This window comes from Pseudomonas sp. GM41(2012), assembly GCF_000282315.2.
GTDB lineage: Bacteria > Pseudomonadota > Gammaproteobacteria > Pseudomonadales > Pseudomonadaceae > Aquipseudomonas.
Genome location: NZ_AKJN02000007.1, coordinates 1,330,522 through 1,350,396 on the forward strand (window position 1 = coordinate 1,330,522; position 19,875 = coordinate 1,350,396).

16 protein-coding genes are annotated in these 19,875 nt (G+C 61.1%); 7 read left to right on the forward strand and 9 right to left on the reverse strand.

All coding sequences use genetic code 11. The features are described 5' to 3' along the window. Nucleotides 1–254: 254 nt before the first annotated feature. Together purL and PMI27_RS08525 are read left to right on the forward strand one after the other, a co-directional pair. Nucleotides 255–4,151, forward strand: a complete 3,897-nt coding sequence (purL, locus tag PMI27_RS08530) for a phosphoribosylformylglycinamidine synthase (protein WP_008151585.1) — start codon at nt 255–257, stop codon at nt 4,149–4,151. Between the two features lie 20 nt (nt 4,152–4,171). Then, the gene (locus tag PMI27_RS08525) at nt 4,172–4,483 is read left to right on the forward strand and encodes a Nif3-like dinuclear metal center hexameric protein (RefSeq protein WP_008151586.1); all 312 of its coding nucleotides are present in this window, start codon (nt 4,172–4,174) and stop codon (nt 4,481–4,483) included. Nucleotides 4,484–4,675: 192 nt separating this feature from the next. Here the strand turns inward: PMI27_RS08525 and nagE are convergent, their stop codons facing one another. The 7 genes from nagE to PMI27_RS08490 all read right to left on the reverse strand — a co-directional run bounded on the left by nagE (nt 4,676) and on the right by PMI27_RS08490 (nt 13,494). Next, nucleotides 4,676–6,391: an N-acetylglucosamine-specific PTS transporter subunit IIBC gene (gene nagE, locus PMI27_RS08520; protein ID WP_008151588.1), complete on the reverse strand. Its 1,716-nt coding sequence runs from the start codon at nt 6,389–6,391 to the stop codon at nt 4,676–4,678. 32 nt (nt 6,392–6,423) lie between these two features. After that, nucleotides 6,424–8,940 (reverse strand): phosphoenolpyruvate--protein phosphotransferase, encoded by a 2,517-nt coding sequence (gene ptsP, locus PMI27_RS08515; protein ID WP_008151590.1) that lies wholly within the window; start codon nt 8,938–8,940, stop codon nt 6,424–6,426. 81 nt (nt 8,941–9,021) lie between these two features. Further along, nucleotides 9,022–10,044 (reverse strand): SIS domain-containing protein, encoded by a 1,023-nt coding sequence (locus PMI27_RS08510; RefSeq protein ID WP_008151592.1) that lies wholly within the window; start codon nt 10,042–10,044, stop codon nt 9,022–9,024. Continuing rightward, nucleotides 10,025–11,131, reverse strand: a complete 1,107-nt coding sequence (nagA, locus tag PMI27_RS08505) for an N-acetylglucosamine-6-phosphate deacetylase (protein ID WP_008151594.1) — start codon at nt 11,129–11,131, stop codon at nt 10,025–10,027. Before nagA ends, PMI27_RS08510 begins: the two co-directional genes overlap by 20 nt. A gap of 20 nt (nt 11,132–11,151) precedes the next feature. After that, complete coding sequence (locus tag PMI27_RS08500) at nt 11,152–11,883, reverse strand: GntR family transcriptional regulator (RefSeq protein WP_008151596.1); 732 nt, start codon at nt 11,881–11,883, stop codon at nt 11,152–11,154. Nucleotides 11,884–12,374: 491 nt separating this feature from the next. Further along, nucleotides 12,375–12,878, reverse strand: coding sequence for a L,D-transpeptidase family protein (locus tag PMI27_RS08495; protein WP_008151599.1), 504 nt, complete (start codon nt 12,876–12,878; stop codon nt 12,375–12,377). 64 nt (nt 12,879–12,942) lie between these two features. Continuing rightward, a complete protein-coding gene (locus tag PMI27_RS08490; RefSeq protein ID WP_008151601.1) occupies nt 12,943–13,494 on the reverse strand; it encodes an NUDIX hydrolase in 552 nt (183 codons plus the stop codon). Between the two features lie 146 nt (nt 13,495–13,640). On the opposite strand from PMI27_RS08490, the gene PMI27_RS08485 reads away from it, so the two are divergent. From PMI27_RS08485 to purT, 5 genes are all read left to right on the forward strand, one after another. Next, nucleotides 13,641–14,240: a CoA pyrophosphatase gene (locus tag PMI27_RS08485; RefSeq protein ID WP_008151603.1), complete on the forward strand. Its 600-nt coding sequence runs from the start codon at nt 13,641–13,643 to the stop codon at nt 14,238–14,240. Between the two features lie 69 nt (nt 14,241–14,309). Continuing rightward, nucleotides 14,310–14,834: a gamma carbonic anhydrase family protein gene (locus PMI27_RS08480; RefSeq protein WP_007954617.1), complete on the forward strand. Its 525-nt coding sequence runs from the start codon at nt 14,310–14,312 to the stop codon at nt 14,832–14,834. Then, complete coding sequence (locus PMI27_RS08475; protein ID WP_008151606.1) at nt 14,831–15,046, forward strand: DUF1289 domain-containing protein; 216 nt, start codon at nt 14,831–14,833, stop codon at nt 15,044–15,046. The genes PMI27_RS08480 and PMI27_RS08475 overlap by 4 nt, the downstream gene beginning before the upstream one ends. A 39-nt stretch (nt 15,047–15,085) precedes the next feature. Continuing rightward, the gene (locus PMI27_RS08470) at nt 15,086–15,553 is read left to right on the forward strand and encodes a VUT family protein (RefSeq protein ID WP_008151608.1); all 468 of its coding nucleotides are present in this window, start codon (nt 15,086–15,088) and stop codon (nt 15,551–15,553) included. A gap of 99 nt (nt 15,554–15,652) precedes the next feature. Beyond that, nucleotides 15,653–16,834 carry a formate-dependent phosphoribosylglycinamide formyltransferase gene (gene purT, locus PMI27_RS08465; protein WP_008151610.1) on the forward strand — a complete coding sequence of 394 codons (1,182 nt, stop codon included), beginning with the start codon at nt 15,653–15,655 and terminating at the stop codon, nt 16,832–16,834. Nucleotides 16,835–16,936: 102 nt separating this feature from the next. Here purT and PMI27_RS08460 read toward each other — a convergent pair whose 3' ends face one another. Both PMI27_RS08460 and PMI27_RS08455 read right to left on the reverse strand, forming a co-directional pair. After that, nucleotides 16,937–18,253, reverse strand: a complete 1,317-nt coding sequence (locus PMI27_RS08460; protein ID WP_008151611.1) for an MFS transporter — start codon at nt 18,251–18,253, stop codon at nt 16,937–16,939. A 379-nt stretch (nt 18,254–18,632) separates the two neighbouring features. Further along, nucleotides 18,633–19,868 (reverse strand): transporter associated domain-containing protein, encoded by a 1,236-nt coding sequence (locus tag PMI27_RS08455; protein WP_008151613.1) that lies wholly within the window; start codon nt 19,866–19,868, stop codon nt 18,633–18,635. Between the last annotated feature and the right edge of the window lie 7 nt (nt 19,869–19,875).

A 19,875-nucleotide genomic window follows, 5' to 3' on the forward strand; every position in this document is an offset into this window, starting at 1 on the left:
ACCACGAGCGCCATATCTCGACAGCGAAGGGCTTGTCTGCTAGGCAACTGAAAACCGCTCCGGAGCCCGCAGGAATGGGCCCGAGCAGCATTTTGTGACAGAAAAAATATCGCTCGACGTGCGCCTGTTTTATGTCCGAACACCCGGCCCGACGCCCGGGTGCAGCCGCCCGTACCGTTTCGGGTGATGTCGCGGCCTGTTTAGGCTAGAATGCACGGCCTCAAAGCACACCCCTTCCCGAGGCTGTCCCGAAGATGTTGATCCTGCGCGGCGCTCCTGCCCTTTCTGCCTTTCGCCACAGCAAACTCCTTGAGCAACTGAGCCAGAAAGTTCCGGCTGTCAGTGGCTTGTATGCTGAATTCGCTCACTTCGCCGAAGTTACCGGCGTCCTGACCGGCGACGAACAGCAGGTGCTCGCGCGCCTTCTGAAGTACGGCCCAAGTGTTCCGGTTCAAGAGCCGACCGGTCGTCTGTTTCTGGTGTTGCCGCGGTTCGGCACCATCTCGCCATGGTCCAGTAAAGCCAGCGACATCGCTCGCAACTGCGGCCTGACGAAAATCCAGCGCCTGGAGCGCGGTATTGCGTTCTACGTCGCCGGCCAGTTCAGCGACGCCGAAGCGCAGCTGATCTCCGATGCGCTGCACGACCGCATGACCCAGATCGTCCTCGACAACCTTGAACAAGCAGCCGGCCTGTTCAGCCATGCCGAGCCGAAACCGTTGACCGCAATCGACGTGCTGGGTGGCGGCCGCGCCGCGCTGGAAAAAGCCAACACCGAGCTGGGCCTGGCCCTGGCCGAAGACGAGATCGACTACCTGGTCAACGCCTTCGTCGGCTTGAAGCGCAACCCCCACGACATCGAACTGATGATGTTCGCCCAGGCGAACTCCGAGCACTGCCGTCACAAGATCTTCAACGCCAGTTGGGACATCGACGGTCAGAGCCAGGAAAAAAGCCTGTTCGGCATGATCAAGAACACCTACGTGATGCACAGCGAAGGCGTTCTGTCGGCTTATAAGGACAACGCATCGGTGATCGTCGGCAACGTCGCCGGTCGTTTCTTCCCGGACCCTGAAACCCGCCAGTACGGCGCGGTGCAGGAACCGGTGCACATCTTGATGAAAGTCGAAACGCACAACCACCCGACTGCGATTGCCCCGTTCCCGGGCGCATCCACCGGTTCCGGTGGCGAGATTCGCGACGAAGGCGCAACCGGCCGTGGTGCCAAGCCAAAGGCTGGCCTGACCGGTTTCACCGTGTCCAACCTGCAAATCCCGGGCTTCGAACAGCCGTGGGAAGTGCCGTACGGCAAGCCTGAGCGCATCGTTACCGCGCTGGACATCATGATCGAAGGCCCACTGGGTGGCGCCGCGTTCAACAACGAATTCGGTCGTCCGGCCCTGACCGGTTACTTCCGTACCTTCGAACAGTCGATCACCACCCCGCGTGGCGACGAAGTTCGCGGTTACCACAAGCCGATCATGCTGGCCGGCGGTATGGGTAACATCCGTGCCGAACACGTGCAGAAAGGCGAGATCACCGTTGGCTCCAAGCTGATCGTGCTCGGCGGCCCGGCGATGCTGATCGGCCTGGGCGGCGGCGCGGCTTCCTCCATGGCCACCGGCACCAGCTCGGCAGACCTGGACTTCGCTTCCGTACAGCGCGAAAACCCGGAAATGGAACGTCGCTGCCAGGAAGTCATCGACCGTTGCTGGCAGTTGGGTGAACACAACCCGATCAGCTTCATCCACGACGTCGGCGCGGGCGGTCTGTCCAACGCCTTCCCGGAACTGGTCAACGATGGCAACCGTGGCGGTCGCTTCGAACTGCGCAACATTCCAAACGACGAGCCGGGCATGGCCCCGCACGAAATCTGGAGTAACGAATCCCAGGAACGCTATGTTCTGGCGGTCGGCCCGGCTGACTTCGAACGCTTCCAGGCGATCTGCGAGCGCGAGCGTTGCCCGTTCGCCGTCGTCGGCGAAGCCACTGCCGAGCCGCAACTGACGGTCACCGACAGCCACTTCGGTAACAGCCCGGTGGACATGCCACTCGAAGTGCTGCTGGGCAAAGCCCCACGCATGCACCGTTCGGCCGTTCGCGAAAATGAAATGGGCGACGATTTCGATCCGTCGACCCTGGAGATCGCAGACTGCGTCGAACGCGTTCTGCATCACCCGGCCGTGGCGAGCAAAAGCTTCCTGATCACCATCGGCGACCGCACCATCACCGGCCTCGTGGCCCGTGATCAGATGGTCGGCCCGTGGCAGGTTCCGGTGGCCGACGTTGCCGTCACCGCCACCAGCTTCGACGTCTACACCGGTGAAGCCATGGCCATGGGCGAGCGCACTCCGCTGGCACTGCTGGACGCTCCGGCGTCGGGCCGTATGGCCATCGGCGAAACCCTGACCAACATCGCGGCTTCGCGCATTAACAAGATCTCCGACATCAAACTGTCGGCGAACTGGATGTCCGCTGCCGGTCACCCGGGTGAAGACGCGCGTCTGTACGACACCGTGAAAGCGGTCGGTATGGAGTTGTGCCCGGACCTCGGCATCACCATTCCGGTGGGCAAGGACTCCATGTCCATGGCCACGCGCTGGAACGACGAAGGCGTCGACAAGACCGTGACCTCGCCGATGTCCCTGATCGTGACCGGTTTCGCGCCTGTGGCTGACATCCGTCAGACCCTGACGCCGGAACTGCGCATGGACAAGGGCACCACCGACCTGATCCTGATCGATCTGGGCCGTGGCCAGAACCGGATGGGCGCCTCGATCCTGGCTCAGGTTCACGGCAAGCTCGGTTCGCAAGCGCCGGACGTCGACGATGCCGAAGACCTCAAAGCCTTCTTCGCCGTGATCCAGGGCCTCAACGCCGACGGTCACCTGCTGGCTTACCACGACCGTTCCGACGGTGGTCTGTTGACCAGCACCGTGGAAATGGCCTTCGCCGGCCATTGCGGTCTGAGCCTGAACCTCGACGGTCTGGCAGAGACTTCTGCCGACATCGCCGCGATCCTGTTCAACGAAGAACTGGGCGCCGTGATCCAGGTTCGCCAGGACGCTACTCCAGACATCCTCGCGCAGTTCAGCGCTGCCGGTCTGGGCGAGTGCGTGTCGGTGATCGGTCAGCCGATGAACAACGGCCAGATCAGCATCACCTTCAACGGCGAAACCGTCTTTGAAGGTCAGCGTCGTCTGCTGCAGCGTCAATGGGCTGAGACCAGCTACCAGATCCAGCGGCTGCGTGATAACGCCGACTGCGCCGAACAAGAGTTCGACGTGCTGCTGCAAGAAGACAACCCGGGCCTGAGCGTCAAGCTCAGCTACGACGTCAACCAGGACGTCGCCGCGCCTTACATCAAGAAAGGCATCCGCCCACAGGTTGCCGTGCTGCGTGAGCAGGGCGTCAACGGTCAGGTGGAAATGGCGGCCGCGTTCGACCGCGCCGGTTTCAACGCGATCGACGTGCACATGAGCGACATTCTGGCCGGCCGTGTCGACCTGAACGAGTTCAAAGGTCTGGTGGCGTGCGGTGGTTTCTCCTACGGCGACGTTCTCGGCGCCGGCGAAGGCTGGGCCAAGTCCGCGCTGTTCAACAGCCGCGCTCGCGATGCGTTCCAGGGCTTCTTCGAACGTACCGACAGCTTCACCCTCGGCGTGTGCAACGGTTGCCAGATGATGTCCAACTTGCACGAGCTGATCCCGGGCAGCGAGTTCTGGCCGCACTTTGTGCGTAACCGTTCCGAGCAGTTCGAAGCCCGTGTGGCGATGGTTCAGGTTCAGGAATCGAACTCGATCTTCCTGCAGGGCATGGCCGGTTCGCGTATGCCGATCGCTATTGCTCACGGTGAAGGTCATGCCGAGTTCGCCAGCGAAGAAGCGTTGCTGGAAGCTGATCTGTCGGGTTGCGTGGCGATGCGTTTTGTCGACAACCACGGCAAGGTCACCGAAAACTACCCGGCCAACCCGAACGGCTCGCCGCGCGGGATCACCGGTTTGACCAGCCGCGACGGTCGCGTGACGATCATGATGCCGCACCCGGAGCGTGTGTTCCGCGCGGTGCAGAACTCGTGGCGTTCGGAAGACTGGAACGAAGACGCACCTTGGATGCGTATGTTCCGTAATGCGCGGGTCTGGGTGAACTAAGAGCGGGTGAACTAAGCGCTGTGTACAAGCTCAGTTTTTTTGTTCCAACCAGTCACGTCGAAGACGTGAAAAGTGCCGTATTCGCCGCCGGTGGCGGACGGATCGGCGTGTACGACCATTGCGCCTGGCAAGTGCTCGGCCTCGGCCAGTTTCGTCCATTGGATGGCAGTCAGCCGTTCATTGGGGAAGCGGGGCAGGTCGAGCAGGTTGAGGAATGGAAGGTTGAGCTTGTGGTCAGTGACGAGTTGATTCGGGCGGTGGTGGTGGCTCTGAAGCAGAGTCATCCCTATGAGACGCCGGCTTATGAGGTGTGGCGGTTGGAGGATTTTTGATCTGCCTGCCGCTGAATTGAGAAACCCGTTGAATTTGCGTTCAGCGGGTTTTTTGTTGCCTGAACAAATGAATGCACACACCCCTTGTAGGAGCTGTCGAGTGAAACGAGGCTGCGATCTTTTGACCTTGAAAAATCAAAATCAAAAGATCGCAGCCTCGTTTCACTCGACAGCTCCTACAGGGGGCGTGGGTTAAACCTTGGCACTCACCTCGCTGCGATTCACCAACGCATCCAGCGCATCACTCAAACTCGATGCCTTGTCGCCAATCAGTAGATGCCAAATCCCTCCCTCCAACTGACTGACGCCCTGGCAACCCAACGCCTTCAGATCACATTCCGACAACGCCTTGCCATCCGCCAGTTGCAATCGAATCCGGGTCATGGCGATGCAATCCATCTGCAACACGTTCTCGCCGCCACCCAAAGCGTTCAGCCATTGCTGTGCTTCTGTATTTGCCATCGCCGCAGGTTTCGGTACATCGATCACCGCAGCGGGGGAGGAAATGATCGCGCGCCCCAACGCAGGCATCGCCAAGCGAATCTCATCGGCAATGCTGTCCGCCATCGGCCCGACCACCACCTGCAAACTCCCACCCTTGCCCGGACGCACCACCGCCATCGCACCCAGCGCTTTCAACTGCGCATCGTTTGCCTTGTTGCGATCCACCATGTCCAGCCGCAACCGAGTGGTGCAGGCACCCACGGTGATCAAATTCTGCGCACCACCCAGCGCCTTGATGTAAGCGCCAGCCCGCTCGCTATCGGCGACGACGACTTTGTCGCCCGTTGGAATGTCTTCACGCCCCGGGGTCTTGAGGTTGAAGCGGCGAATGCAGAAATCGAACACCACGTAGTAGATCACCGCATACGCCAGCCCCACCGGCACCACCAGCCAGCCATTGGTGGATTTACCCCAGCCGAGAATCATGTCGATAAAGCCACCGGAGAAGGTAAAGCCGAGGTGGATGTTCAACAGGTTGGTGAGGGCCATCGACAAACCCGTTAGCAGCGCGTGCAGTAAAAAGAGCAGTGGCGCGAGGAACATGAAGGCGAATTCGACGGGTTCGGTCACGCCGGTGAGGAACGAGGTGAGCGCCATGGACAGGAAGATCCCGCCCATGACTTTGCGCCGTTCCGGCAGGGCGTTGCGGTACATCGCCAGGCAGGCGGCGGGCAGGCCGAAGAGCATCATCGGGAACATGCCGGTGGTGAATTGGCCACCCTTGGGGTCGCCGGCAAAGTAGCGCGAAATATCGCCGGTCACGAGGGCGCCCGTGGTCGGGTCGGTGAAATTGCCGAAGACGAACCAGGCCATGTTGTTGATGATGTGATGCAGGCCGGTGACGATCAGCAGGCGGTTGAGCACGCCGAAAATGAAGGCGCCGATGCTGCCGCTTTCCAGCATCAACACACCGAAGCTGTTGATGCCGTGTTGTATGGGCGGCCAGATCAAGCCAAAGATGACGCCCAGGCCGACGGCGGCGAACCCGGTGACAATCGGCACGAAGCGCCGGCCGCCGAAGAACGCCAGGTACTCCGGCAGTTTGATGTCCTTGAAACGGTTGTACAGCGCGCCCGCCATCAAGCCGCTGACGATCCCGGCGAGCATGCCCATGTTGATGCTCGCGTCGAGCACCTTGAGGGTGGAGATCATCACTAGGTAGCCAATGACTCCGGCCAGGCCTGCGGTGCCGTTGTTGTCCTTGGCGAAACCGACTGCGATGCCGATGGCGAAGATCATCGCCAGGTTGGCGAAGATCACCTGGCCGGCGTCATGGATGATCGCGATGTTCAGCAGGTCGGTGTCGCCCAGGCGCAGCAACAGGCCGGCAATCGGCAGGATCGCGATCGGCAGCATCAGCGCGCGGCCGAGGCGTTGCAGGCCTTCGATGAAGTAGTGGTACATGGCGTATCTCCCTGGATTTTTGTTCTAGTTGTTCAGCTCAGAGGCCATTGCTGGTGACAGGCGTGACGCACCGCAGCGGCGCTGCTCAATTTGAGCAGGTCCTGGCAGATGCGTCGGCATTCGGCGGCGTCGAGGTGACGGACGCGGTCCTTGATTTCACCGATCTGCACCGGGCTGACCGACAACTCGCTGACGCCCAGGCCAATCAGCACTGGTGTGGCCAGCGGATCAGAGGCGAGCGCGCCGCAGACACCGACCCAACGGTTATGCACCGCCGCACCAGCGCAGGTCTGAGCGATCAACCGCAGCAGCGCCGGGTGCATGGCGTCGACCCGCGAGGCGAGGCCAGCGTGGTCGCGGTCCATGGCCAGGGTGTATTGGGACAAGTCGTTGGTGCCGATCGACAGGAAGTCCGCGTGTTCGGCCAGTTGCTCGGCCAGCAGCGCGGCGGCGGGGACTTCGATCATCACGCCCAGCTCAGGGCGCTCACTCACACCGAGTTCAGTGCACAACGCATCGAGACGCTGGCGGACGTGCAGCAACTCATCGACTTCGGTCACCATCGGCAGCAGGATCCGGCAACGCGACAGCGGGCTGACATGCAGTAATGCGCGCAATTGCTGATCGAGGATTTCCGGACGGACCTGAGCCAGGCGAATACCGCGCAGACCAAGCACGGGGTTGGCCTCAGCCGGCAGCGGCAAATAGTCGAGTTGTTTGTCGCCGCCAACGTCGATGGTGCGGATGATCACCGACTTGTTGCCCATGGCGTCGAGCACGGCTTGATAGGCGACGCGCTGTTCCTCTTCGTCCGGTGCGGTGTTGCGGTCGACGAAGAGAAACTCGGTACGCAGCAAGCCGACGCCGTCGGCGCCATTGGCCAGGGCATCAGCCGCTTCAGCGCTGGAGGCCACATTGGCGGCGACTTCAATCTGCAAACCGTCGAGCGTCAGCGCCGGGGTGTGAGCCTGAGCCTGTTGCTCGGCGCGGCGCTGTTGATGATCGAGTTGCGCCTGATGCACTTCGGCCAAACGTTCGGCACTTGGTATCAGTTCGAGACGACCGCCATCGGCATCCAACACGACCGCCTGGCCTTGCTGTTGATCCAGCAGCGTAGAACCCAGGGCGACCATGCACGGCAAACCTTTGCCGCGAGCGAGAATCGCCACGTGGGAAGTCGCGCCGCCCTCGGCCATGCACAACCCGGCAACACCTTGCTGACTGAGTTGCAGCAGATCGGAAGGGGTCAGTTCATGCGCGGCGACGATGGCGCCGGCCGGCACGTCGTAGTGCCAGGTTTCGCCGAGCAAGGCGCGCAGCACGCGTTGTTTGAGGTCGCGCAGATCGTTGGCGCGCTCGGCCAACAACGGGCTGCCGAGTTGCTGGAGCACTTCGCACTGCACGTCGATCGATTGGCTCCAGGCGTGGGTTGCGGCCATGCCCTGATCGATGGAGGTGTTTGCTGCGTTCAGCAGCGCCGGGTCTTCGAGCAGGGCGAGGTGTGCGGCGAAGATCGCTTCTTCGTCGGTGTTCTTATGTTTTCTTGCTTGGGCCAGCGTGTGGTCGATTTCACCGCGCACAACGGTCAGCGCGGTGTCGAGAGCGAGCAGCTGTTGCTCGGGATCATGGTTGCCGGCGTCCACCGGCAGGCTGATGGCGCTCAAGCGGAACAACGGCCCGCCAACCAAACCGGGAGCGGCACAAACACCGTGCAGCACACCCGCTTCGGCAGTTCGAGTGCGTCGGTCAATCGGTGTCGGCGTGGCGGCGTGGCTGTCTTCGGCCAGCGCTGTGGATAACGCGATCAGCAACGCTTGCAACGCGGCTTCGGCGTCCGGGCCCTGGCAACTGACCTGAACCTCGTCCTGTTCGCCGATGGCCAAGCCCATCAATCCGATCAAGCTGTCGCAGGTCGCTGATTTGCCAGCGAAGTGCAGCTGCGATTTGCTCTTGAAACCTTGTGCTGTTTGGCGAATCAACGCTGCCGGACGGGCATGCAAACCGCCGCGATGGGCGATGCGAACGTAGCCATGAATCTCTTCCCCGCAGAGCTCCGCTTCAGCCTGTGCGCCCGACGCGTGCCGACGAATGATGTGTAGCAATGGCTCGCCAACTTTCACCGACTTCAGCGTGATTGGCCGCGCCTGAAAGTCCTGGCTGTTGGTCAGGATCATCAGGCTGACCAGGCTTTTGCACTGCTGCGCGACCTTGTCCAGGTCGTAGCGCAACAGCGGCTGGCCGTTGCTGACCCGCGCACCTTCCTTGACCAGCATCGAGAAGCCTTCGCCCTGCAACTCGACTGTGTCGAGGCCCAGGTGCAGCAGCAATTCGGCGCCGTTGTCGGCACGCAAGGTGACGGCATGGCCGGTGCGCGCGACGTGCACCACGATGCCGGCGCACGGGGCGTGGAGGGTGTCGTTCAGCGGATCGATGGCGATCCCGTCGCCCATCGCACCGCTGGCGAACACCGGGTCCGGGACTTTGGCGAGCGTGAGCACCGGGCCGCTGAGCGGGGCGCTGAGGGTCAGCTCTTTATTATTGTTGTGCATGGCTCGGTCTCATCAGTAAAAAACTACGGTTCGGATCAACTCGCCCGCCCCCTCTCTTGGGTTTTTCGTGCGCGCTTTGAATTAATGGGTGCGGGTCACTTTGCTCAAGTGTCGCGGCTGGTCCGGGTCCAGGCCTCGGGCGACGGCCAATCCGGCGGCCATGACGTAGAAACTCTGGATCGCCAGAATCGGGTCGAGGGCCGGGTGCTCGGCACGGCTCAGGGTGAGGTCGCGTTCGGCAATGTCATCCGGTGCGGCCAGCAACACGCGGGCACCGCGCTGGCGCATGTCGGCGGCGAGGCTCAGCAAACCGGCCTGCTCGGCGCCGCGTGGGGCGAAGATCAGCAGTGGATAATTTTCATCGATCAACGCCATCGGGCCATGACGGACCTCGGCGCTGCTGAAGGCTTCGGCCTGGATCGCCGAGGTTTCCTTGAATTTCAACGCGGCTTCCTGGGCGATGGCGAAACCGGCGCCACGGCCAATCACCATCAGGCGTTGGCAATTACGCAGGGCATCGATGGCCAGGCTCCAGTCCTGTTGCGCCGCCTCGCGCAAACCTTCCGGCAGTGCGAGGCCGGCCTCCAGCAATTGCGTGTCCTCTTTCCAGTGGGCGATCAGACGGGCGCTGGCGCTAAGGGTGGCGATAAAACTTTTGGTCGCCGCGACGCTGTTTTCGGTGCCAGCACAAAGCGGCAAGCTGAACTCACACGCCGCCTCCAGCGGCGAACTCTCGGCGTTGACCATCGAGATGCTCAGGGCGCCGCGCTTGCGCAGCAGACGCATGCTGTTCACCAGATCGGGACTTTGCCCGGACTGCGAGAAAGCGAACGCCACTTGGCCGCTGACCTTCAGCGGCGCTTGCAGCATGGTCACCACCGACATCGGCAACGATGCCACCGGGAAGCCCAATTGCTGCATGGTCAGGTAGGCGAAGTAACTGGCGGCATGATCGGAGCTGCCGCGAGCGACGGTCATCACCACTTGCGGCGGCTGACGGCGAAGGCGCCCGGCGATCTCGATCATTTGCGGGTCGAGTTGCTGCAATTGGGCCTGCACGGCTTCGAATGAGGACAGCGCCTCTTCAAGCATTTTTGAAGTCAATGTCTTCTCCTTCGACCATGACGGCGGTCAGTGTGAGTGAGCGATCGAGCCGCACGCAGTCGGCCCAGCTGCCGGGTTGCAGGCGCCCGCGTTCGTTGAGGCCGAGGTAGTCGGCGGGGAATTGCGAAAGACGTTGCGAGGCCTCGGCGATCGGCAAACCGATCTTCACCAGATTGCGCAGGGCCTGATCCATGGTCAGCGTGCTGCCGGCCAGCGTGCCGTCGGGCAAGCGCACACCGCCCAGGCATTTGGTCACGGTGTGGCTGCCGAGCTTGTACTCACCGTCCGGCATACCCGCTGCGGCGGTCGAATCGGTAACGCAATACAGACACGGGATTGAGCGCAGGGCCACACGGATGGCGCCGGGGTGCACGTGCAGCAAGTCCGGAATCAGTTCTGCGTATTTGGCGTGAGCCAGTGCCGCGCCGACGATGCCCGGCTCACGGTGATGCAGCGGGCTCATGGCGTTGTAGAGGTGGGTGAAACTGCTGGCGCCGGCGTTCAGCGCGGCAACGCCTTCCTCGTAGCTGCCGAGGGTGTGGCCGATTTGCATGCGCACACCGCGAGCGCTGAGGTCACGGATCAAGGCGTCGTGGCCGGCGATTTCCGGGGCGATGGTGATCACCCGGATCGGCGCGAGTGCCAGGTATTCTTCGACTTCGGCCATCAATGCGGTGTGGGCGAAATTCGGTTGGGCGCCGAGTTTGCCGGGGTTGATGTATGGGCCTTCAAGGTGCACGCCGAGGACTCGGGCGCTGCCTTTCGGGCGCTGTTCGCAATATTCGCCGACGGCTTTGAGCACGCTGGAAATTTCTGCAGGCGGCGCGGTCATGGTGGTCGCCAGCAGCGAGGTCGTGCCGAAACGCACGTGGGTTTTGGTGATGGTCTGGAAGGCTGGCGCACCTTCCATGATGTCTTTGCCGCCGCCGCCATGAACGTGCAGGTCGATGAAACCCGGCAGCAGGTAAGGCAGGTCGTTGTCGGCCGGATCGCACGGTTGGCCTTCGATCGATACGACCTTGCCGTGTTCGTGAGTCAGCCGGCCGCGAACCCAGCCGTGGGCGGTGAGGATGTTGTCTTCGGACATGATCGGTTCTCGTTGCTCGATTAGCGGCGAAGCTCTGCGACAAAGTCGTAGTAGTCGTTGCGGCAATAGGTGTCGGTGACTTCGATCGGCGTGTTGTCTTCCAGGTAGCCGACCCGGGTCATCAGCAGCATGGCGGTGCCGGGGGCGATGCCCACCAGGGCGGCGAATTCGTCCGAGGCGTTGATCGCCTGAATGTGCTGCAGGGCGCGGACGATCGGCTTGCCGATGCCGTCGAGGTATTCGTACAGGGAGTCGCCCACCGCTTGCGGCTTGGGAATGATCGAGGCGGGCAGGGTGCTCATTTCGATTGCCATCACCGTGTCGTCGGCTTTGCGCAGTCGCTTGAGCCGGGCGACCTTGTCGTTCGGCGAGAGGCCCAGGCGGATCAGTTCTTCGTGGGTCGGCGGAGTGATTTCACGCTCCAGCCATTGCGAGCCGGGGACGAAGCCTTTCAGGCGCAGCATCTCGCTGAAACCCGAGAGGCGCGACAGCGGTTGTTCCAGGCGTGGGGTGATGAAGGTGCCGGAACCCTGGTTGCGGCGAATCAGGCCTTGTTCGAACAGAACTTCCAGCGCCTTGCGGGCGGTGACGCGGGAGATGCCCAGCATTTCGCTGAGGTTGCGCTCCGACGGCATGGCCTGTTCGGCTTTCCACTGGCCGGCATGGATCGCCGCTTCCAGATTGCGCGCCAGTTGCAGGTACAACGGCGTGGGCTGGGTGTCGTCAGGACGTAGGGCCTGGAGGTCATTCATGTATGTTTGGTCCGATGCGGATATAGGATTGTTGTCGCCCGGTGGTGGGGTGAAACCTAATACCACTTAAATACCATGTCAATGAGACCACTTTGCTGTTGGCGTGGGAAAGCCTGCCCTGATGGATGGGTAATAGGGTTGATGGTTTGAAGTGGTATTAGTGGTGGGGATTTCAACAGCAAAGATCGCAGCCTTCGGCAGCTCCTACGAGTGAAATTGGTATCTACCCGGTAGGAGCTGCCGAAGGCTGCGATCTTTTGATTTATTTTTTCAGAGGGCGACCGAAGGTAGCGGTCGAAACACGAATTAACTGGCGACGCGGTCCACTGTGGCGAGGGGGCTTGCCCCCGTTCGGCTGCGAAGCAGTCGTAAAATCAGAAAACGCGGTTGTGCCAGTTGAACCACGATTGCAGGTTTTGGCACTGCTTCGCAGCGCAACGGGGGTAAACCCCCTCGCCACAAAAGCTTCTCGCCAGCCTTAAAGTTACCCGTTACGGACGGATTTCGATCATCGTGCCGTCCGGCACCAAACCCCAAACCTCGCGCATGTCCATGTTGCGCATGGCAATGCAGCCGTCGGTCCAGTCCAGCGTGTGGAACAGGTCTTCGGGGTTTTCTTCAGTGTCCGGGGTGCCGTGGATCATGATCATGCTACCGGGTTCGACGCCTTCACGTCGGGAGCGTACGGAGTCACTGATGTTCGGGTAGGAGATGTGCATCGCCAGATTGAATTTATCGCTGACCTTGCGCCAGTCCAGCCAGTAAAAACCTTCAGGCGTGCGTTTGTCGCCTTCCATGAGTTTCGGGCCGATGGGTCTTTTTCCCAATGAGATGCGATAGGTCTTGATCGGCTTGCCGTCATTGATCAATTGCAATTGGTGGGCGGACTTGAGCACGAGAACTTTTTCGATGACTTTGCCGTCCAGCGATTCCGCAACGGAAGCCTGGGAGACAGCGACGAACGCCAAGCAAAACAGGGCAAGCAACCAGCGCATTGAAACGATATCCCTAAGAGGTGTCGCGACTATTAAGTTATAGGTGATTTTAGAGCCAGGAGCTTTATGTGTTGGCAGGCTGAGCAAGTGGCGGGATCGACTCGGACCGCACGGGGTAGACCTCGGCCCGCCGGTCAGCAAAGAAGCATTCTAAGGTACGGCCCACTGTGCGGAAAGCCAACTCGGACCACGGGATGTCGGCTTCGTCGAAAAGCGCCACTTCCAGGCTCTCGGGGCCGGCGGCAAAGTCCAGGTCCACCAGCTCGGCGCGGAAGAACACATGCACCTGGCTGATGTGCGGCACGTCGATCAATGTATAGATGCTCAGGTTGCGCACCCGCGCGCAGGCTTCTTCGGCCGTCTCGCGAATGGCCGCCTGCTCGATGGTTTCCCCGTTTTCCATGAAACCGGCGGGCAGGGTCCAATAACCGCGCCGAGGCTCGATGGCGCGTCGGCACAGCAAGACCTTGGAGCCCCAGGTCGCCACGCAACCGGCGACGATATTGGGGTTCTGGTAGTGAATCGCCTGACAGCTGTCGCAGACAAAACGCAGGCGCGAATCGCCCTCTGGAATGCGTTGGGTCACCGGGTTGCCGCACTGACTGCAAAATTTCATGCTTGGGTTCCTGAATGCTGCGCCTATCTTGGCGTGCGGCGGTGTCTGTCGGCAAGTTGTCGTTTAGCGACATGCAGTGGTTATGGGGTTGGGCGGCCGGTTCGATTGGTGCATGATGCGAGATAGAGAACAAATCGAGAAGACTCATGCTGGACGAGCTACTTCACCGAGTAAGTAATCACACTCCAAGCACACTGGAAACCGATAAGCGTTTCCCCGAAGCCGCCGTGCTGGTGCCCATCACCCGCAGTGACGAGCCGGAACTGGTTCTGACCCTGCGCGCCAGCGGGCTCTCGACCCATGGCGGCGAAGTCGCCTTTCCCGGCGGGCGACGCGACCCTGAAGACCCTGACCTTATTTTCACCGCCCTGCGCGAAGCCGAAGAAGAAATCGGCCTGCCGCCGGGGCTGGTCGAAGTGATCGGCCCGCTGAGCCCGTTGATCTCCCTGCACGGCATCAAGGTCACACCCTATGTCGGTGTGATTCCGGACTTTGTCGAGTACCGGGCCAACGATGCCGAGATTGCCGCCGTCTTCAGCGTACCGCTGGAGTTCTTCCGCAAGGATCCGCGCGAGCACACCCATCGAATCGATTACCAGGGTCGCAGTTGGTACGTGCCGAGCTATCGTTATGGCGAGTACAAAATCTGGGGCCTGACGGCGATTATGATCGTCGAGTTGATCAACCTGCTCTATGACGCCAAAATCAGCCTGCACCAGCCACCCAAGACGTTTATCAATACCTGAAGCCATCGCCCGTATGGCGTGAACCCCCGCTTTTTGCACGTGAGCCAGCCTGGCCTTGAGGACAATAAGATGAAATATCGCCTGGGCGACGCCCGCGTCGAAACCCATCCGCAGAGCTGGGTCGCACCCAATGCCGTACTGGTGGGTAAGGTCAAACTGGAAGAGGGCGCCAACGTCTGGTTCAACGCTGTGCTGCGTGGCGACAACGAACTGATCCTGATCGGCAAGAACAGCAACGTCCAGGACGGCACGGTGATGCACACCGACATGGGTTACCCCCTGACCATCGGTACCGGCGTGACCATCGGCCATAACGCCATGCTTCATGGCTGCACGGTCGGCGATTACAGCTTGATCGGGATTAACGCGGTGATCCTCAACGGCGCGAAAATCGGCAAGAACTGCATCATCGGCGCCAACTCACTGATTGGTGAGGGCAAGGAGATTCCAGACGGTTCGCTGGTCATGGGCTCCCCCGGCAAAGTGGTGCGCGAGCTGACCGAGCCGCAGAAGAAAATGCTGGAGGCCAGTGCTGCTCACTATGTGCATAACTCTCAACGTTATGCCCGCGATCTGGTTGAGCAGGAAGAATGAGCACGCCCGAACGCCCGGTTCGATCGCCTTGCGTGAATATCTGCGCGCTGGACGAGGACGATATTTGCACCGGGTGCCAGCGCACAGTGGAAGAGATCACGCGCTGGAGCCGGATGGACAACGAAGAGCGGCGCAAGGTGTTGGGGTTGTGTCATGAGCGGGCCAAATCCAGCGGGATTCTCTGGATGCTGGGCAAGACACCAGACCTGTAGGTACCCTGTGCGCCAAATTGACAGGTTTCCCACTCGCCCATGCTCTTCCTGATTGCCTACATCAGCAGCGTCGTGCTGATCAACTACGCCTTTTCCACCGCTCCGCACCTGGACATCATCTGGTCGGCCTGGGGTGGTTTGGTCTTCGTTTTGCGCGACATGGTGCAAACCCGTTTTGGCCATGGCGCGATCGCGGCGATGCTGGCAGCGCTGGTGTTGTCCTACGTGACGTCCGATCCCTCCATCGCGCTGGCCAGCGCCACGGCGTTTGCGGTGTCCGAATGCATCGATTGGCTGGTGTTCAGCATCACCAAGCGTCCCTTGCACGACCGCCTGTGGATAAGTTCAGCGCTGAGCATTCCTCTCGATACCTTCATTTTCTTCGGCATGATCGATGCGTTCACCCCGGCCGTGATCCTCACCGCCATGGGCTCGAAGTTCGCCGGCGTGACCGCCGTGTGGCTGATCATGGCCTGGCGCTTGCGCAAGCAAGCCGTCGTCAGCTGAAGCCAAACTTGCAGGTTCATGTAAAATGCCGCGCTTTCTCCCCATGGGAAGCGCGCCAGGCGTAGCGACCCTCGATGATCCGCTTCTTGAGGACCTGAGATGACCCGTATCGGAACTCCATTGTCGCCAACCGCGACCCGCGTATTGCTGTGTGGCTGTGGCGAGTTGGGCAAGGAAGTGGTGATCGAGCTGCAACGCCTGGGTGTTGAAGTGATTGCCGTGGATCGCTACGCCAATGCCCCGGCCATGCAAGTCGCGCATCGCAGCCATGTGATCAACATGCTCGACGGCGCCGCCCTGCGTGCGGTGATCGAAGCCGAAAAGCCGCATTTCATCGTGCCGGAAATCGAAGCCATTGCCACCGCGACCCTCGTGGAGCTGGAAGCCGAAGGCTTCACCGTGATCCCGACCGCTCGCGCCGCGCAGTTGACCATGAACCGTGAAGGCATCCGTCGCCTGGCCGCCGAAGAGCTGGACCTGCCGACCTCGCCGTACCACTTCGCCGACACCTTCGAGGATTACAGCAAGGCTGTCGAAGACCTCGGCTTCCCCTGTGTGGTTAAACCGGTGATGAGCTCGTCGGGCAAAGGCCAGAGCCTGCTGCGCAGTGCCGATGACGTGAAAACCGCTTGGGATTACGCTCAAGAAGGTGGCCGTGCCGGTAAAGGCCGCGTGATCGTCGAAGGCTTTATCGACTTCGACTACGAAATCACCCTGTTGACCGTGCGTCACGTTGGCGGCACTACGTTCTGCGCGCCAGTCGGCCACCGTCAGGAGAAGGGCGACTATCAGGAATCCTGGCAGCCACAAGCCATGAGCCCGATTGCCCTGGCCGAATCCGAGCGCGTTGCCAAAGCCGTCACTGAAGCCTTGGGTGGCCGTGGTCTGTTTGGTGTCGAGCTGTTCATCAAGGGCGATCAAGTCTGGTTCAGCGAAGTCTCTCCGCGTCCACATGACACCGGTCTGGTGACGTTGATTTCCCAGGACCTGTCGCAGTTCGCGCTGCACGCACGAGCGATTCTGGGCCTGCCGATTCCATTGATCCGTCAGTTCGGTCCATCGGCTTCGGCGGTGATTCTGGTGGAAGGGCAGTCCACTCAGACGGCTTTCGCCAATCTCGGTGCTGCGTTGAGCGAGCCGGATACGGCGCTGCGTCTGTTCGGCAAGCCTGAGGTGAATGGTCAGCGCCGGATGGGTGTGGCGTTGGCGCGGGATGAGTCGATTGACGCGGCTCGTGCTAAAGCGACCCGCGCTTCTCAGGCTGTTGTTGTAGAGCTGTAAAAGCATCGCGAGCAAGCTTTGCTCCTACAGGTTTGCGTCGATCCACGATGGTGTGAACGACGCAGAACTGTAGGAGCAAAGCTTGCTCGCGATTGCGGTCTATCAGGCAACCCGATTCAGATCGTTGTTGCGCGTTTCCTTCAGGCACAGCACCGCAATCAAGCTCAGCACCGCCGCCCCCGACACATACCCGCCGACATAACTCAAACCACCCATCGCCACCAGCTTCTGTGCGAAGAACGGCGCCGCTGAGGCCCCGACAATGCCGCCCAGGTTGTAGGCCGCTGACGCACCGGTATAGCGAACGTGAGTTGGAAACAGCTCCGGCAGCAGCGCGCCCATCGGCGCAAACGTCACGCCCATCAGAAACAGCTCGATGCACAGGAACAGCGCCACGCCCCAGGTCGAACCTTGGGTCAACAGCGGCTCCATCAGGAAGCCGGACAGAATTGCCAGCACACCGCCGATGATCAGCACCGGTTTGCGCCCGTATCGATCACTGGCCCAGGCCGACAGCGGCGTAGCGGCGGCCATGAACAGCACGGCGAAGCACAGCAGCGCGAGGAAGGTCTCGCGGGTGTAGCCGAGCGTCGACACGCCATAGCTCAGCGAAAACACCGTCGAGATATAGAACAGCGCGTAGCACACCACCATCGATCCGGCACCCAGCAGCATCGGCGCCCAATACTGGCTGAACAGCTCGACCAGCGGGATCTTCACCCGCTCCTGGCGAGCCATTGCGTTGGCAAACACCGGGGTTTCGTGAAGCTTGAGGCGCACATACAGGCCGACCATCACCAGCGCGGCACTGAGCAGGAACGGAATCCGCCAGCCCCACGAACGGAACTGCTCGTCGTCCAGGGTCATGGCCAGCGTAAGAAACAGCCCATTGGCCGCGAGGAATCCGATCGAGGGGCCAAGCTGCGGGAACATGCCGAACCAGGCGCGTTTGCCCTTCGGCGCATTCTCCGTCGCCAGCAGCGCCGCACCGCCCCATTCGCCGCCGAGTCCCAGGCCCTGGCCGAAGCGCAGCACGCAAAGCAGGATCGGCGCCCAGGCCCCGATGCTGTCGTAACCCGGTAGTACGCCGATCAGCGTGGTGCACACGCCCATCAGCAGCAGCGAGGCAACCAGCGTCGACTTGCGCCCGATGCGGTCACCAAAGTGGCCGAACAGCGCCGAGCCCAGCGGTCGAGCCAGGAAGGCGATACCGAAGGTGAGGAACGCCGAGAGCATCTGGGCTGTGCCGGAGGTCTGCGGAAAAAATACCGGACCGATCACCAGCGCAGCAGCAGTGGCATAGACGTAGAAGTCGTAGAACTCGATGGCGGTGCCGATGAAACTCGCGGTCGCCACGCGGGTGGCGGAGTTCGTCGGTTGCGCAGGTGCGGTGTCGTTATAAGTCGTGCTGGTCGTCATGCGGTTATCCCTGACAGTCATGTGCCCCAGTGGAGCGAATTATTATGGTCGAACACCCAGGGATGTGGGTTTGATGCTGGGTGCGGGTAGCACGGGGGTATGGCGGGGCTTGGGTAAGCGGGGATGATTATAGGAAGGAGGCTAACGATCGAACAAGTGGCCAAGCGCTGGCGATGACAACAAGTGGATAAGGCTGGCAATGCAATTGTGGCGAGGGGATTTATCCCCGTTGGGCTGCGAAGCGGCCCCAGTACTTCAAAGTCAAACCGCTTTCGATGGGTTGACGACTGCTTCGCAGCCGAACGGGGATAAATCCCCTCGCCACAGATAAATCCCACTCCGCAGATAAACCCCCTCAGCGCAGGGGAGGTGCCACGGTTTAGATTACTGCGGGGACTGAACTGGTATGCCAGATCAAAACCCGCGTGACGCGATTGTCTTCCGTCTCCAGAATCTCCAGCCGATAACGCCCGATCTTCAGGCATACCGCACTGTCCGGAATCGTTTCCAGCGCCTCGGTCACCAACCCGTTGAGGGTTTTCGGACCGTCGCTCGGCAAGTGCCAGCCCAGGCTCTTGTTCAATTCGCGAATCGACGCCGCCCCTTCGATCACCAGGCGGCCATCGGCCTGTGGATGGATATGCGGGTTATCCAGGCTGTGCTGGTTTTCGAACTCGCCGACGATTTCTTCGAGGATGTCTTCCAGAGTCACGACTCCGAGCACTTCGCCGTACTCGTCGACCACCACGCCCAGGCGTCGCTGTTGTTTGTGGAAATTCAACAGCTGCAGTTGCAACGGAGTGCTTTCCGGTACGAAGTAGGGGTCGTGACAGGCTGCCAGCAGTGCCTCTCGGGTCAGGCTGGCGTCAGACAGCAGATGGCGGATCTGCCGGGTATTGAGCACCGCCTCGACCTGATTGATGTCGCTGTGGAAAACCGGCAAGCGTGTGCGTTTATTGGCGCGAAGCTGCTCAATGATTTCCTCGAGGGAGTCGTCCAGATTGACCCCGTCGACGTCACTGCGTGGCACCAGAATGTCGTTGACCGTGATGTTGTCCAGCGCATGGATGCCTGATAGCGGGTGTGGGCGGCAGGCGGCGTGTTCGTGATCGTCGTGCCGATCGTTCGGGGTCTCGTCTTCGCTCTGCTGCACCACTTTGACTTTGCGGGCGAACGGTCGCATCAGCAGCTGGCTTATGCCATTGAGCAACCAGGCGGCGGGATAGATGATTTTCAGTGGCGCGCCCAGCAAGGTGTTGCCCAGGGCCAGGACGGCGTCCGGATAACGGACGGCGAGGGTGCGCGGCAGGTAGTCGGCGAACACCAGCAGCACGGCGCCAGCCCCCAGGCAGGCCACCCATGGGCCGTTTTCCGCCCAAGTGAAAATCGCCAGCAAGGTGCTGATGACCACGACCAGTGCGCGGCACAGGGTGTTGCAGAGGATCAGGCTATTGAGCGAAAAGCTCAGTTTTGCCACTGGCTTGTCGCTCGAACGCGAAGCTGTCCGCTGGGCGAGCAAGTGCTGTTGCGCAGCTTCGATGGCGGTAAACAGCCCCGACCATAAAATCAGCAGGGCCACTACCGCGAGCATCGGCCCTATGGGCAAGTCGTCCATTAATGCC